Origin of the sequence: Pseudarthrobacter sp. L19, assembly GCF_050859435.1 — a bacterium.
GTDB lineage: Bacteria > Actinomycetota > Actinomycetes > Actinomycetales > Micrococcaceae > Arthrobacter.
Genome location: NZ_CP193935.1, coordinates 3,436,342 through 3,452,500, shown reverse-complemented (window position 1 = coordinate 3,452,500; position 16,159 = coordinate 3,436,342). Strand labels below are relative to the sequence as shown.

Genomic DNA, 16,159 nt, shown 5'->3' with positions numbered 1-16,159 from the left:
ATGTTGGGTTAAGTCCCGCAACGAGCGCAACCCTCGTTCCATGTTGCCAGCGCGTTATGGCGGGGACTCATGGGAGACTGCCGGGGTCAACTCGGAGGAAGGTGGGGACGACGTCAAATCATCATGCCCCTTATGTCTTGGGCTTCACGCATGCTACAATGGCCGGTACAAAGGGTTGCGATACTGTGAGGTGGAGCTAATCCCAAAAAGCCGGTCTCAGTTCGGATTGGGGTCTGCAACTCGACCCCATGAAGTCGGAGTCGCTAGTAATCGCAGATCAGCAACGCTGCGGTGAATACGTTCCCGGGCCTTGTACACACCGCCCGTCAAGTCACGAAAGTTGGTAACACCCGAAGCCGGTGGCCTAACCCCTTGTGGGAGGGAGCTGTCGAAGGTGGGACTGGCGATTGGGACTAAGTCGTAACAAGGTAGCCGTACCGGAAGGTGCGGCTGGATCACCTCCTTTCTAAGGAGCGCCTACAACAACCCCGCCAGGCCGCATGGTTTGTGTGGTGGTGTTGTCAGGAGTAGGCCCGTTGCGCAGACGCAAGTTCTGCGGCGGGTGCTCATGGGTGGAATATCAACGAATAGGTGCCTGTCGGGTTTTTGCCGGTGGTTAGTACGGAAGACGCATCCTCTCTTGGGGGGTGGGTGTTCCTGGAACGCTTCGGTGGGATTCCTGGTGGGTAGTGTTTGGCACACTGTTGGGTCCTGAGACAACAGGACCATGTTCTGTGTCTGTCCCTCGTTTGTGGGGGTTGGGTGCGGGGTGTGGGGCTTGTGTGTTTCTGGTTTCCTGGCTGCGACGCCCTGCGACGCTGTCGACCTTCTGCTTTCGGGCTGGGGGGTTGGTGTGTGGGGTGTGTGGTACGGGGTTGTTGTTTGAGAACTACATAGTGGACGCGAGCATCTTTTATAAGAAGCAATTTCCAAGAATATGAACCTGGATCTGGCTGCGCTCGATGGTGTCACCCTTCGGGGTGGTGTTGTTGTGGTGTGGTTGGTTTCTGTGGTTCTCTCGAAATTACTCCTTGATCTTTTGTGGTCAAGTTTTTAAGAGCACACGGTGGATGCCTTGGCATTAGGAGCCGAAGAAGGACGTAGGAATCTGCGATAAGCCTGGGGGAGTCGATAACCGGACTGTGATCCCAGGGTGTCCGAATGGGGAAACCCCGCCAGGGGCGCGAGTTGCCTGGTGACCCGCATCTGAACACATAGGGTGCGTGGAGGGAACGCGGGGAAGTGAAACATCTCAGTACCCGCAGGAAGAGAAAACAATAGTGATTCCGTTAGTAGTGGCGAGCGAACGCGGATCAGGCTAAACCGTTCCATGTGTGATAGCCGGCGGGCGTTGCATGGTCGGGGTTGTGGGACTTTCCGTTCTGTCTCTGCCGGGACAGTGGGGTGAGAGCGTGGGCATAGGTGAACGGTCTTGAAAGGCCGGCCAGAGAGGGTGTGAGCCCCGTAACCGAAATGTTTTTACGCCGCCTGGAGAGTATCCCAAGTAGCACGGGGCCCGAGAAATCCCGTGCGAATCTGTCAGGACCACCTGATAAGCCTAAATACTCCCTAATGACCGATAGCGGACCAGTACCGTGAGGGAAAGGTGAAAAGTACCCCGGGAGGGGAGTGAAACAGTACCTGAAACCGTGTGCTTACAATCCGTCGGAGCAGCCTTGTAGTTGTGACGGCGTGCCTTTTGAAGAATGAGCCTGCGAGTTAGTGTTACGTCGCGAGGTTAACCCGTGTGGGGAAGCCGTAGCGAAAGCGAGTCTGAATAGGGCGTTGCAGTGGCGTGATCTAGACCCGAAGCGAAGTGATCTACCCATGGCCAGGTTGAAGCGACGGTAAGACGTCGTGGAGGACCGAACCCACTTCAGTTGAAAATGGAGGGGATGAGCTGTGGGTAGGGGTGAAAGGCCAATCAAACTTCGTGATAGCTGGTTCTCCCCGAAATGCATTTAGGTGCAGCGTTGCGTGTTTCTTATCGGAGGTAGAGCTACTGGATGGCTAATGGGCCCTACAAGGTTACTGACGTCAGCCAAACTCCGAATGCCGGTAAGTGAGAGCGCAGCAGTGAGACTGTGGGGGATAAGCTTCATAGTCGAGAGGGAAACAGCCCAGACCACCAACTAAGGCCCCTAAGCGTGTGCTAAGTGGGAAAGGATGTGGAGTTGCGAAGACAACCAGGAGGTTGGCTTAGAAGCAGCCATCCTTAAAAGAGTGCGTAATAGCTCACTGGTCAAGTGATTCCGCGCCGACAATGTAGCGGGGCTCAAGTACACCGCCGAAGTTGTGGCATTCAGATTTTTGCTAAGCCCTTGTGGTTCAGGCGTCTGGATGGGTAGGGGAGCGTCGTGTGGGCAGTGAAGTCGCGGTGTAAACCAGCGGTGGAGCCTACACGAGTGAGAATGCAGGCATGAGTAGCGAAAGACGGGTGAGAAACCCGTCCGCCGAATGATCAAGGGTTCCAGGGTCAAGCTAATCTGCCCTGGGTAAGTCGGGACCTAAGGCGAGGCCGACAGGCGTAGTCGATGGACAACGGGTTGATATTCCCGTACCGGCGAAAAACCGCCCATGTTGAACAGGGGATACTAACCGCCCGAGACCTGCCCGATCACCCTTGTGGTGTGAGGGTTTTGGTGGAGCGCGGGACCTGATCCTGGGAGGCAAGCGTATTAACAGGTGTGACGCAGGAAGGTAGCCGGGCCGGGCGATGGTTGCCCCGGTCTAAGGATGTAGGGCGAACGGTAGGCAAATCCGCTGTTCATGATGCCTGAGACCCGATGGGACCCCCGTATGGGGGGATCCGGTGATCCTATGCTGCCGAGAAAAGCATCGACGCGAGGTTTTAGCCGCCCGTACCCCAAACCGACACAGGTGATCAGGTAGAGAATACTAAGGCGATCGAGAGAATTATGGTTAAGGAACTCGGCAAAATGCCCCCGTAACTTCGGGAGAAGGGGGGCCCCTATCGTGATGGACACTTGCTGTCCGGAGCGTGGCGGGGCCGCAGAGACCAGGGGGAAGCGACTGTTTACTAAAAACACAGGTCCGTGCGAAGTCGCAAGACGATGTATACGGACTGACTCCTGCCCGGTGCTGGAAGGTTAAGAGGACCGGTTAGCCGCAAGGCGAAGCTGAGAATTTAAGCCCCAGTAAACGGCGGTGGTAACTATAACCATCCTAAGGTAGCGAAATTCCTTGTCGGGTAAGTTCCGACCTGCACGAATGGAGTAACGACTTCCCCGCTGTCTCAACCATAAACTCGGCGAAATTGCAGTACGAGTAAAGATGCTCGTTACGCGCAGCAGGACGGAAAGACCCCGAGACCTTTACTATAGTTTGGTATTGGTGTTCGGAGTGGCTTGTGTAGGATAGGTGGGAGACGTTGAAGCCCGGACGCCAGTTCGGGTGGAGTCATCGTTGAAATACCACTCTGGTCACTTTGGACATCTAACTTCGGCCCGTAATCCGGGTCAGGGACAGTGCCTGATGGGTAGTTTAACTGGGGCGGTTGCCTCCTAAAAAGTAACGGAGGCGCCCAAAGGTTCCCTCAGCCTGGTTGGCAATCAGGTGTCGAGTGTAAGTGCACAAGGGAGCTTGACTGTGAGAGAGACATCTCGAGCAGGGACGAAAGTCGGGACTAGTGATCCGGCGGTACATTGTGGAATGGCCGTCGCTCAACGGATAAAAGGTACCTCGGGGATAACAGGCTGATCTTGCCCAAGAGTCCATATCGACGGCATGGTTTGGCACCTCGATGTCGGCTCGTCGCATCCTGGGGCTGGAGTAGGTCCCAAGGGTTGGGCTGTTCGCCCATTAAAGCGGTACGCGAGCTGGGTTTAGAACGTCGTGAGACAGTTCGGTCCCTATCCGCTGCGCGCGCAGGAAATTTGAGAAGGGCTGTCCTTAGTACGAGAGGACCGGGACGGACGAACCTCTGGTGTGTCAGTTGTACTGCCAAGTGCACCGCTGATTAGCTACGTTCGGATGGGATAACCGCTGAAAGCATCTAAGCGGGAAGCTCGCTTCAAGATGAGATTTCCATACACCTTGTGTGTGAGAGGCCCCCAGCCAGACCACTGGGTTGATAGGCCGGATGTGGAAGCGAGGACTAAAGACTCGTGAAGCTGACCGGTACTAATAGGCCGATAACTTACACCACACACCACCCCCGCCAGCATCGACTGGAACACCGCGGGGTGGGTATGAAGAACAAGACTGCTTGCGTCCACTATGTGGTTCCCAACCAACAAACCCACCACCGGGTTGTGTTGCACGGAACCAAACGATAATTGAATACAACACCACACTGCCCTGAAAAGCAGAGTTGTAACCACAATAGATTTCCCGCCAACCCCGCAGGGGTTCGGTCCGGGTAACAGGGTTACGGCGGTCATAGCGTGGGGGAAACGCCCGGTCCCATTCCGAACCCGGAAGCTAAGACCCACAGCGCCGATGGTACTGCACCCGGGAGGGTGTGGGAGAGTAGGTCACCGCCGGACAACCATTAGGTCGAGAGCCTCCAACCACCAGGTTGGAGGCTCTCCCACTTTAACCAGCCTTGCTGGGCTTGCGATCATGCGCACGAGCGCCACCGCAACAATCAGGGAACAAAACGGTAAAGGTTCCCCCTTTGCCTCGACTCGGCGGAGCGGTGGGGTAGCTTAGGGCGTGGATATCAATGACTGATTCGATCACCCGGGTCCAATCTCCGCATCGATATCTGAAAAATGCGTTCAGCATTCATACTTGGGGGAATCTTTGATCACATCCGTCGTGCGGTCCGGCGCTGCCGTCATGTTAGCCGCCGCTTTGGTTGTAACTGCGGTGTCGCCGGCACAGGCGACCACCGCACCGCCTGTCCCCGGCCCGGCAGTTGAGACGACGTCGCCTTCAACGCCGACGCCCAGCCCGACTGATACCCCTGACCCCGTTCAGGGATCGACAGCTCCGGCTCCGGCCCCTACGGTTTCTGCGAAGGCAACTGCGCCAGTGGTAACCCCGGCGCCCACCGAATCTGCTTCCCCCTCGGCGCCGGCTCCAGCAACCGGCGAATCACGGAATAGCCAGGCCGCCGCAGCCGAAGCGCCGGGCGCCGTGGCTATCAACGATGCCTGGGTAGCCCTGGGCGGGGCATCCGGTCCCTACGGAGCCGCGCTTGCGCCCGCCGTGTGTGGTCTGGTCCTGGACGGATGCAAGCGTGACTTCACGAACGGATCCATCTACTGGAGCGCCGGAACCGGTGCCGTCCCCGTGTGGAACGGCGCCATTGGACGCCAGTGGACCGCCCTTGGCGCCGAATCTTCGTGGCTTGGGTACCCCGTGTCGCCTGAAAAATGCGGGCTGGCCGGTGCCGGCTGCGCCCAGGACTTCCGGTCTGGAACGATGTATTGGTCGCCGCGGACGGGCGCCTACCCAACTGGTGGCGGTATCGGACAACGGTGGATTCAGGTCGGCGGGGTGAGCGGAAGGCTCGGCTATCCCGCAGGACAGCTTGTCTGCGGTTTGGCGGGCGGCGGCTGCGTTCAGGCCTTCGAACGGGGATCTATCGCTTGGACTGCCTCAGCCGGTGCCTGGGACGTCGGAGGGAGCATCGGTCTTCGCTGGCTCGAACTTGGCGCGCAGGATGGTGGCCTGGGTTATCCCACGAACAGGGAAATCTGCGGCCTGACGGCTTCGGGGTGTTTCCAGAATTTCGAACGCGGGACCATGATGTGGTCACCGTCCTCCGGGGCGCATCCTACGTGGGGCGCAATCCGCACGCGCTGGGCCGAATATGGCTATGAGAACAGCTGGATGGGCTACCCCATTGGCCGGGAAACCTGTGGCCTCGCCGGAGGCGGCTGCGCCCAGGAGTTCCAGCGGGCTACTTTCTACTGGTCGCCGGGAACTGGCGCGCAGCCGACCAGCGGTGCCATCCGTAATGAGTTCGTCAAGCGCGGCAAGGGTGCAAGCTCCCTCGGCTACCCGAGCTCACCCGAGTACTGCAGCAGTACCGGATGCCGGCAGTACTACCAATGGGGGTGGCTGGACTGGGAGCCCTCGGGCTGGGTCATGTTCCATTTGAACCCGGTCGGCTATTGCCAGGCTCTCAACACGGGTGCCCTCAAGTACGGCACCGCAGGAGCGAGCCGGGTATCTTTCGCCGTCGCTGAAAGGTATGTCGCGACGTCGGTGACCTTTGCTACGTGCTTGAAGGGCAACAATGGCTACCAGCTCGAATGGAACGTTCCGGGCTACGCGGGGGAGAGCGGCTTTGCCTGGGCGGGCGTGGCCACGGGCCCCACCATTAACAAGTACTCACCCACCGGCTCCTTCACGGTGACGGACGCCTTCGGCCTGGGGAACCCCGGGACCGCACTCAACTACATCAATCTGAACTCCTACTCGCGGTGGGGTGGCAGGCTCAACGGCAACTACAACAAGTACTTCGAGTCGAGCGCTGACGTCTTCCCGGACGAGAACATGTGGTACTACGCGACACGGCCGTCCCACGACTACAGGCAGGGAGTGGTCATCAACTACAACCGCCCACCGGACTCGCCCATCGTGATGAATGCTGGATTCGCTATTTTCCTCCACGCCAACCGCGTGCCCACGTGGGGTTGCATCTCTCTCCTGGAAAGTGATGTCACGCGCTTCATCCAGTCGGCTGTCCCCGGCGACCGCATCGTCATGGGGGTCGGTGGGGATGTCTTCAACTAGAAAGGGAACGGCCCGAAAGGTCGGTGCCTTGATACTTTCCTCGGTGCTCGCCACGGGGATAAGCGCCTGCACGTCCTCGTCCTCCGTGGCACCTTCACCCACTTCTGCGGGCTCTCAGGCGACAACCGAATCCACTACCGCCGCCCGGGCAACTCCGTCCATCGTCCCGTCGGGTAAGACCCAGGCCTGCGATGTGCTCGCCGTTGACGATCTCAAGGCGGCCCTGGGGACTTCCGGACAGTCCATGCTCGCCGCCGAACCCTCCGGTGTACAGCTCGACGGCGGCCGGGAACGGGACACTTGCGTTTACCCATTGGACGCGAGCGGCGTCACCACGAATGCCATCATCGTCGAAGTGCTGCGGTCCACTAACGGGACCAAACCGTCCATCGAGGAATTCGGGCCAGTGACTGGGGCTGATGACGTGGCCGGGCTGGGTGAGCGCGCGCAGTACTCGATTGTTCGACTGTCGGGGTCAAGTGAATTCAGTCTCACAGTTCAGTCGGCGAGGGCAGCGTACCGTCTGGTCATTGCGCGGCCGAACGACGTCCAGGCCTGGGACCGAGATCAGGGGCGCCGCGTTGTGGAACAAATCATGAGTAAGGCAAAAATCTGACCCGCTCTACTGCAATAGAATGGATGGGACTTGCGACGATCGCGTGACCTAGTCTGCGGTGAGTCGAACAACAATTAGTGATTAGAGTGGTGCGGCTGTGTCGAGAGAGCGGCTGCCTCGGACAGGAACCCAGCATGGCTGAGCACAACGACGGGAACCGCGGCGGAAACGGCCGCAGCAACTTCGGCGAGGGACGGAACTCCGACGGGTTCCGCCGGACCAACAACTCCGGCGGCGACCCCCGCGGCTTCCGCGGCCGGGACGATCGTGACCGTAAGCCGTACGGTGACCGCCCGGCCCGCGACGGTGAGCGCCGCAACTTTGACGGTGACCGCGACCGGAAGCCGTTCGGCGATCGTGACCGCAAGCCCTTCTCGGGTGGGAACGATCGTAAGCCTTTCGGTGATCGTCCGGCTCGTGATGGTGAGCGCCGTAGCTTTGGCGACCGCGACCGCGACCGTGATCGTAAGCCTTTCGGTGATCGTCCGGCTCGTGATGGTGAGCGCCGTAGCTTTGGCGACCGCGACCGCGACCGTGATCGGAAGCCTTACGGAGACCGTCCGGCTCGTGATGGTGAGCGCCGTAGCTTCGGTGGCGATCGTGACCGCAAGCCCTTTGGTGATCGTCCGGCCCGTGATGGTGAGCGCCGCAGTTTCGGTGGCGATCGCGACCGCAAGCCCTTTGGTGATCGTCCGGCCCGTGATGGTGAGCGCCGCAGTTTCGGTGGCGATCGTGACCGCAAGCCCTTTGGTGATCGTCCGGCCCGTGATGGTGAGCGCCGCAGTTTCGGTGGGGACCGCGATCGTAAGCCGTTCGGTGATCGTCCGGCCCGTGATGGTGAGCGCCGCAGTTTCGGTGGCGATCGCGACCGTAAGCCGTTCGGTGACCGCCCGGCCCGTGACGGTGAGCGCCGCAGCTTCGGTGGCGACCGCGACCGGAAGCCCTTCTCCGGCGGAGACAACCGCAAGCCCTTTGGCGACCGCGAGGACCGTCCTGCCCGCAGCTTCGACCGCGGCGACTCCGGGCCGCGCCAGTTTGGTCGTGACCGGGCGGAGGACCGTCCGGTTCGCCAGCCCAACGCCGCCGACCTGCGCAGCGCCAACCGCCCCGACCGGGACCGTTCGCCCGAAATCGACGAGGACGTCACGGGCAAGGAACTGGACCGCGCCACGCAGCACCAGATTAAGACCCTTGAGGACAACAGCGCGACCTGGGTGGCCCGACACCTGGTCATGGCCGGCCGCCTGATCGACGACGAGCCCGAGCTGGCCTTCCAGCACGCCCTCGCGGCCAGCCGCCGCGGCGGCCGCCTCGCCGCCGTCCGCGAAGCCGTGGGCCTCACCGCATACTCCGCCGGACACTACGGCGAAGCCCTGCGCGAGTTCCGCACCTACCGGCGGATCAGCGGCTCCAACACCCATCTGCCCGTCATGGCCGACTGCGAACGCGGCCTGGGCCGCCCGGACCGGGCCCTCGACATGGCCCGCTCGGAGGAAGCCAAGGACCTGGACGCCCCCGGCAAGGTGGAGCTGGCCATCGTGGCCGCCGGCGCCCGGACCGACCTCGGCCAGCTGGATGCCGCCGTCTCCGAGCTGGAGATCCCGCAGCTGGACATCAACCGCGCCTTCTCCTACAGCCCCCGCCTGTTCCGCGCCTACGCGGACGCGCTGACCGCCGTGGGCCGCGAAACCGAGGCCGCCAAATGGCAGCGCCAGGCCGTCGTGGCCGAGAACGCCCTGGGCCTCGGCGTCGACGAGGAACCCGACATCATCGACCTCGGCTGGGACGAGGAAGAAGAAGCCCGCGAGGAACAGCGCCGCCGTCGCCTCCTGAAGGAGCAGGCGGACCGCCAGGCGGGAATCACCGCTGACGAGGCTCCGCGGGCCGCCAGCGCCGCCGCGGTTGCCGGGCTGCCGGGGAACACCGAAGGCCAGGCCGACGACGTCGACGCCGGTTCCGACGACGAGGAAGCCGGCTTCTTCGAGTCCGACGACGCCGAATCCGACGAGGATTCGGTAGAAGCCGACGAGCTGCCCGGCCACGACGACAACACTGGCCACGAGGACCAGGCCGGCAACCGGGACCACACGGAGGACTAGGCCCTGATGGACCAGGACTGGCTGATCTCGCGCTTCGACGCGCTCCTTTCCGACCTCGACGGGGTCGTCTACGCGGGACCGCACGCCATCCCCGGTGCCGTCGAGGCGTTGGGACGGCTGGCGGGGATTGGCGTCGGGCTCGGCTACGTGACGAACAACGCGTCCCGCAGCCCCGCCGAAGTCGCCGCCCACCTGCGTGAACTGGGCGCGCCCGCCGAGGATGAGCAGGTAGTCAGTTCCTCGCAGGCCGCCGGTGAACTGCTGGCCGCCAAGCTGCCCCCGGGTTCCCGCGTCCTCATCACCGGTGGTCCCGCCCTGGCCCGCGAGATCGAACTCGCGGGCCTCGTGCCTGTCCGCAGCCAGGCCGACGAGCCCGTGGCCGTCGTCCAGGGCTTCCACCCGGACCTGGGCTGGAAGGACCTGGCCGAGGCGGCCTATGTCGTCGCCGCCGGCGCCCTCTGGGTGGCGACCAACACGGACCTGTCGATCCCGCAGGCCCGCGGCATCGCCCCCGGCAACGGCACCCTCGTGGCCGCCGTCGCCTCCGCCACCGGCAGCACGCCGCTGGTCGCGGGCAAACCCGAGGCGCCGCTCTTCCACACCGCCGCCAAGCGGCTCGCCGCGGATCGTCCCCTGGTGGTCGGCGACCGCCTGGACACCGACATCCTCGGTGGCAACAACGCCGGATTCGCCACGGTGGCGGTGCTGACCGGCGTCGACACCCGCGAGAGCATCCTCGCCGCCCGGGCCGCCGAACGCCCCGGCTACCTGATAGACGACCTCAACGGACTCTTCCAGCCCTACCCGGATATCGAGCACGACGGCGGGGCCGGCTTCCGCTGCGGCGCCGCCACCGCCGTCGTGGACGGCGCGGTCCTTCGCATCACGGGGGACCCCGCGGACCTCGATGCTTGGCGCGCCGGCTGCGCCGCCTGGTGGGCCGCCACCCCGGAGGCCGCCACCGCCCAGGCGCCGGAGCTGCACTGGGCCGGTCACTAGACTGGAAGGCATGATCGAATCGCCCCGCCCCGCCGAGCCCGCACCCGCGGGCGCACCCGGCGACGGTGACACCCGCCCGGACTGGCCCGAGCGCGCGGACACACCGCTGGCCGCCGACCCCGCCGTCGATGCGCTGCTCGAACCTCTGGACACCCTCGCGCACCTGCCGGTAGCCGACCACGGCGACGTCTACGCGGCCCTTCACGACGCGCTGGCCGAAGCCCTGAATGAGGACGTGACGGGGAGGCCCGCGCATGACCCGTCTGGATCAGGCGCTGGTCAGCCGCGGACTCGCCCGCTCCCGGACCCACGCCGCCCGGCTGATCGCGGACGGCAAAGTCAGTTCGGCGGGCACTGTCCTGGCCAAGGCCTCGCAGCAGGTGGATGACGCGACAGGCCTGGACGTCGCCGCCACACCGGGGGACGACTACGTCAGCCGCGCCGCGCACAAGCTCGCCGGCGCCCTCGACGCCTTCCCTGCCGTCGCCGTCGACGGGAAGCGCTGCCTCGACGCCGGGGCCTCCACGGGGGCTTCACCGAGGTGCTGCTGCGCCGTGGCGCGGCGCACGTGGTGGCGGTCGACGTCGGCCACGACCAGTTGGTCCCGCAGATCCGCAACGACCCGCGGGTCTCCGTGCACGAGGGCATGAACGTCCGGTACATGACCCCGGAGACCATCGGAGGGCCGGCCGCGCTCACCGTCGCGGACCTGTCCTTCATCTCCCTGACCCTGGTGGTTGGGCCGCTGGCCGCCTGCACCGAACCCGGCGGGGACCTGGTCCTGATGGTCAAACCGCAGTTCGAGATCGGCAAGGACCGGCTGGGCCGCACCGGCGTCGTCACCTCCGAGCGGGAGCGCCGCCTCGCCGTCGAAAAGGTGGCCGCCGCGGCCCTGGACGCCGGACTGGAACTGGCCGGGCTGGCGCAGAGCCCCCTGCCCGGGCAGGACGGAAACGTCGAGTACTTCCTGTGGATAAAACGCGCGATCCGGGTGGACCTGCCTAAGATCGAAGAGCGGGACGCGGCCCTGGCCGCGCTCCTTGGAACCATCTGGACCTAACCAGCAGCCCATGCAGCAATCGAAGCAGTAGAAGGCGGAACCTGATGAGCAGGCGTGTCCTCATCCTTGCCCACACCGGCCGCGAGGACTCCCTCAAGGCCGCCTGGGACGCGTGCGCCATGCTGCACGCCGCAGGCATCGTGCCCGTGATGCAGAAGTCCGAACTCGGCGACATGGTGCGTTTCTACGGCCGGCTGGACCAGCCCGTGGAGGTCCTGCACGACCATGTGAAGCTGCACGACGTCGAACTCGTCATGGTGCTCGGCGGTGACGGGACCATCCTGCGTGCCGCGGAACTGGTGCGCGAGGTGGATGTGCCGATGCTGGGCGTGAACCTCGGGCACGTGGGCTTCCTGGCCGAGAGTGAGCGCGCAGACCTCGCCCAGACCGTTGACTGGATCGCCAGCCGACAGTACACGGTGGAGGAGCGGATGACGATCGACGTCCAGGTGTGGGTCCGGGGCCAGAAGATCTGGCACACCTGGGCGCTGAACGAGGCGGCGATCGAGAAGGGCAACCGCGAGCGGATGCTGGAGGTGGTCACCGAGGTGGACGAACGCCCCCTGACGTCCTTCGGCTGCGACGGCGTCGTTCTCGCCACGCCCACCGGTTCCACCGCCTACGCCTTCTCCGCCGGCGGCCCCGTGGTGTGGCCGGAGGTGGAGGCCCTGGTGATCGTCCCGATCAGCGCCCACGCCCTCTTTGCCAAGCCGCTGGTGGTCTCGCCGCGCTCCCGGCTGGCCGTCGAGATCCTCGGCCGGACGGACGCCCAGGGCGTGCTCTGGTGCGACGGACGCCGGTCCGTGGACTTGCCGCCGGGAGCGCGCGTGGAGGTCACCCGTTCCGCCACCCCGGTCCGGCTGGCACGCACCCACCAGACCCCGTTCTCCGGCCGCCTGGTCAGGAAGTTCGAGCTCCCCATCCAGGGCTGGCGCGGCCCGGTGCCGCAACCGGACGCCGTCCCCACCGGGCCGATGCCCGTGGTGCGCACGCCCCGGCCGATGCCGCTGCCCGACCCCACCGATCCCGCCGATCCCCCGACTGCGAAGTGACCCATGCTTGAAGAACTGCGAATCCGCGATCTCGGTGTCATCACGGACGCCACCCTCCCGCTCGGCCCCGGCCTGAGCGTGGTGACCGGCGAGACCGGTGCCGGCAAGACCATGGTCGTCACCGCCGTCGGACTGCTCCTCGGTGCCCGGTCCGACGCCGGAGCCGTGCGCAGCGGCGCCAAGAGCGCCTCCGCCGAGGCAGTCCTCAAGCTCGACGCCGGCCACGCCGCCGTCGAACGCGCCCGTGAGGCCGGCGCCGAGGTCGAGGAGTTCGACGGCGGCGCCGAGCTGCTCCTAGCCCGCAGCGTCGGTGCCGACGGGCGCAGCCGCGCCTACCTGGGCGGCCGGACCGCCCCCGTGGGGGTGCTCGCCGAGATCGGTGGCGCCCTGGTGGTGGTCCACGGACAGTCCGACCAGATCCGGCTCAAGAGCGCCGTGGCGCAGCGGGAGGCGCTGGACAAGTTCGCGGGGGAGCCGCTCGCCAAGACGCTCGCCGTGTACCAGCAGCTCTACACGCACTGGAAGGGCAGCCAGGCCGAGCTGGACGAGCTGCGCAACGCGGCGCGGGAACGGCTCCGCGAAGCCGAATCGCTGGAGGCCGCCCTGGCCGAGATTGACGCCGTGGAACCGCAGCCCGGCGAGGACGAGGCGCTCAAGGCCGAGGCGGTCAAGCTCGCCAACGTCGAGGAGCTGCGGATCGCCGCGAGCACCGCGCACCAGGCCCTGATCAGCGAGGACTTCGGCGAGGAAGCCGACGCCACCACGCTGGTGGACGCCGCCAAGCGCACCCTGGAACACGTCGCCGAGCACGACGCTGAGCTCGGCTCGGCGGCCGCCCGGCTGGCCGAGGTGGGCTTCCTGCTCAACGACATCGCCGGCGAGCTGGCCAGCTACCAGGCCGGCCTCGACACTGAGGGCCCCGAACGGCTCGCCCAGATCGAGGACCGCCGCGCCGCCCTGGCCGCACTGGTGCGCAAATACGCGCCGAGCATCGACGAGGTGCTGGTCTGGGCCGACCAGGCGCGGGAACGCTTCACCGAGCTGCAGGACGACTCGACCCGGATCGAGGCCCTGGAGGCCGACGTTGTCCGCTCCGACGCGGAACTGACCAAGCAGGCCGCGGCGATCAGCAAGGCACGCAAGAAGGCGGCCAAGGACCTCGCCGCCCGCGTCAGTGCCGAGCTGACCGCCCTGGCCATGGCCGACGCCACGCTGGTGATCAATATCGAAGCCGGGGACGGCCTCGGGCCCTACGGCGCCGACGAGATCGCGTTCCTCCTTCAGCCGCACTCCGGCGCCCCCGCCCGCCCGCTCGGCAAGGGCGCCTCGGGCGGTGAACTCTCCCGGGTGATGCTGGCCATCGAGGTGGTGCTCGCCGCCGTCGACCCTGTCCCCACCTTCGTCTTCGACGAGGTCGACGCCGGGGTAGGCGGCCGTGCCGCCGTCGAGATCGGCCGCCGGCTGGCCATGCTCGCCCGCCACGTCCAGGTCCTGGTGGTCACCCACCTGCCCCAGGTGGCGGCCTTCGCCAACCAGCACATCCGTGTCACCAAGACCTCCGTCCGGGGATCCGACGGCGCCACCGCCACCGGCTTCACCTCCAGCGACGTGCAGCTCCTGGATGAGTCCGAGCGCGTCCGCGAACTCGCGCGGATGCTGGCCGGCCAGGAAGACTCGGAGTCGGCCCGCGCCCACGCCCAGGAACTGCTCGACGACGCGAAGCTCCTGCCGCAGCAGGCGTGACCCCGCGCGCCGCTGGGATGACCATCACAGCGGCGCGATTCAGACCCTCAGAAGACCGATTTGATGATAGGCTCAAATTCCGTGGTGCAGCGATCAAATTCCCGTGTAAATTCCCGGTTCCCGGGCTCGTCCAAGACGACCAAACACATCTTCGTCACCGGCGGTGTGGCGTCCTCGCTCGGAAAGGGTCTGACGGCTTCGAGCCTCGGCCACCTCCTGCGGGCACGCGGCTTGTCTGTAACTATGCAAAAGCTCGATCCCTATCTGAATGTGGATCCGGGCACGATGAACCCCTTCCAGCACGGCGAAGTTTTCGTGACCGACGACGGAGCCGAGACCGACCTCGACGTCGGGCACTACGAGCGCTTCCTCGATGAGAACCTCGAGGGTTCCGCCAACGTTACGACCGGCCAGGTCTACTCCACCGTGATCGCCAAGGAACGCCGCGGCGAGTACCTTGGCGACACCGTCCAGGTCATCCCGCACATCACCGACGAGATCAAGCGCCGTATGCGGCTGCCCGCCGAGGGCAAGAACGCCCCGGACGTCATCATCACCGAGATCGGCGGCACGGTCGGCGACATCGAGTCCCAGCCGTTCCTCGAGTCCGCCCGCCAGGTCCGCCAGGACATCGGCCGGAACAACGTCTTTTTCCTCCACGTCTCCCTGGTCCCGTACATCGGACCGTCCCAGGAACTGAAGACCAAGCCGACGCAGCACTCCGTGGCTGCGCTGCGCTCCATCGGTATCCAGCCCGAGGCGATCGTCATCCGCTCGGACCGCGAGGTTCCCCAGGCGATGCGCGACAAGATCGGCCGGATGTGCGACGTCGACCTCGACGCCGTCATCGGCTGCCCGGACGCCCCGAGCATCTACGACATCCCCAAGACGCTGCACTCCCAGGGCTTGGACTCCTACATCGTCCGCGCGCTGGACCTGCCGTTCAAGGACGTCGACTGGACCAGCTGGGACACCCTGCTGGAGGCCGTACACAACCCCAAGCACGAGGTTGAGATCGCCCTGGTCGGCAAGTACATCGACCTCCCCGACGCCTACCTGTCCGTGACCGAGGCGCTGCGCGCCGGCGGCTTCGCGAACAACACCAAGGTCAAGATCCGCTGGGTCCCCTCGGACGAGTGCGACACCGAAGCAGGCGCCAAGAAGGCCCTGGCCGGCGTCGACGCCATCTGCGTTCCCGGCGGCTTCGGCATCCGCGGCCTCGAGGGCAAGCTCGGCGCGCTGAAGTTCGCCCGCGAAACCAAGCTCCCGGTGCTGGGCCTGTGCCTGGGCCTGCAGTGCATGGTCATCGAATACGCCCGCAATGTCGTCGGCCTCGAAGGCGCCTCCTCCTCCGAGTTCGAGCCGGACTCCAAGTACCCGGTCATCGCCACGATGGAAGAGCAGCTGGACATCGTCGAGGGCAAGGGCGACCTGGGCGGCACCATGCGCCTGGGCCTGTACGAGGCCAAGCTGGACGAGGGCTCGGTCGTCGCCGAGACCTACGGAAAGACCACGGTCAGCGAACGCCACCGGCACCGCTACGAGGTCAACAACAAGTACCGCGACCAGATCGCGGCGCAGGGCCTGGTCTTCTCCGGTACCTCCCCGGATGGCAAGCTGGTGGAGTACGTGGAGCTTCCGCGCGAGGTGCACCCGTACTACGTCGCCACCCAGGCCCACCCGGAGCTGAGCTCCCGGCCGACCCGCCCGCACCCGCTGTTCGCGGGCCTGGTCCGGGCCGCCTTGGACCACCAGCACGGGACTGGCCAGCAGGATGCAGCTCAGCCGGCCGCCGAGGCCGGCAAGGCCACGGACGGCAAGCCGGCGGCAAAGGCCGCGGCGCAGGCTAAGTAACACCAACCACTCAAAGGACGGCGCG

Annotated in this window: 8 protein-coding genes, 3 rRNA genes and 1 pseudogene (1 of these 12 cut by a window edge); 11 read left to right on the top strand and 1 reads right to left on the bottom strand. The window is 65.0% G+C overall.

What is annotated here, in order from left to right; genetic code table 11:
* The 5 genes from ACRQ5B_RS16465 to ACRQ5B_RS16445 all read left to right on the top strand — a co-directional run.
* Positions 1-466: ribosomal RNA gene (locus ACRQ5B_RS16465) — 16S ribosomal RNA — on the top strand (it extends 1,057 nt beyond the left edge of the window).
* A gap of 577 nt (positions 467-1,043) precedes the next feature.
* Positions 1,044-4,168: ribosomal RNA gene (locus tag ACRQ5B_RS16460) — 23S ribosomal RNA — on the top strand.
* A gap of 223 nt (positions 4,169-4,391) precedes the next feature.
* Positions 4,392-4,508: ribosomal RNA gene (rrf, locus tag ACRQ5B_RS16455) — 5S ribosomal RNA — on the top strand.
* Together the 16S, 23S and 5S rRNA genes form the textbook arrangement of a ribosomal RNA operon.
* A 595-nt stretch (positions 4,509-5,103) precedes the next feature.
* Positions 5,104-6,711: a hypothetical protein gene (locus ACRQ5B_RS16450; RefSeq protein WP_432395735.1), complete on the top strand. Its 1,608-nt coding sequence runs from the start codon at positions 5,104-5,106 to the stop codon at positions 6,709-6,711.
* Between the two features lie 193 nt (positions 6,712-6,904).
* A complete protein-coding gene (locus ACRQ5B_RS16445) occupies positions 6,905-7,327 on the top strand; it encodes a hypothetical protein (RefSeq protein ID WP_432395733.1) in 423 nt (140 codons plus the stop codon).
* Positions 7,328-7,401: 74 nt separating this feature from the next.
* Here ACRQ5B_RS16445 and ACRQ5B_RS16440 read toward each other — a convergent pair whose 3' ends face one another.
* Positions 7,402-8,505 (bottom strand): hypothetical protein, encoded by a 1,104-nt coding sequence (locus ACRQ5B_RS16440; protein WP_432395730.1) that lies wholly within the window; start codon positions 8,503-8,505, stop codon positions 7,402-7,404.
* Positions 8,506-8,541: 36 nt separating this feature from the next.
* Here ACRQ5B_RS16440 and ACRQ5B_RS16435 point away from each other — a divergent pair, with 36 nt between their 5' ends.
* The 6 genes and pseudogenes from ACRQ5B_RS16435 (at position 8,542) to ACRQ5B_RS16410 (ending at position 16,134) form a co-directional block, all read left to right on the top strand.
* Positions 8,542-9,426: a hypothetical protein gene (locus tag ACRQ5B_RS16435; protein WP_432395727.1), complete on the top strand. Its 885-nt coding sequence runs from the start codon at positions 8,542-8,544 to the stop codon at positions 9,424-9,426.
* Between the two features lie 6 nt (positions 9,427-9,432).
* Positions 9,433-10,425: an HAD-IIA family hydrolase gene (locus ACRQ5B_RS16430; protein WP_432395724.1), complete on the top strand. Its 993-nt coding sequence runs from the start codon at positions 9,433-9,435 to the stop codon at positions 10,423-10,425.
* Positions 10,426-10,679: 254 nt separating this feature from the next.
* A pseudogene (locus ACRQ5B_RS16425) lies at positions 10,680-11,485 on the top strand (TlyA family RNA methyltransferase).
* Between the two features lie 44 nt (positions 11,486-11,529).
* Entirely contained in the window at positions 11,530-12,537 is a 1,008-nt protein-coding gene (locus ACRQ5B_RS16420) for an NAD kinase (protein ID WP_432395721.1), read from the top strand.
* 3 nt (positions 12,538-12,540) lie between these two features.
* Positions 12,541-14,280 carry a DNA repair protein RecN gene (gene recN / locus ACRQ5B_RS16415; protein ID WP_432395719.1) on the top strand — a complete coding sequence of 580 codons (1,740 nt, stop codon included), beginning with the start codon at positions 12,541-12,543 and terminating at the stop codon, positions 14,278-14,280.
* 63 nt (positions 14,281-14,343) lie between these two features.
* Positions 14,344-16,134, top strand: coding sequence for a CTP synthase (locus tag ACRQ5B_RS16410; protein ID WP_432395716.1), 1,791 nt, complete (start codon positions 14,344-14,346; stop codon positions 16,132-16,134).
* Positions 16,135-16,159: the final 25 nt, after the last annotated feature.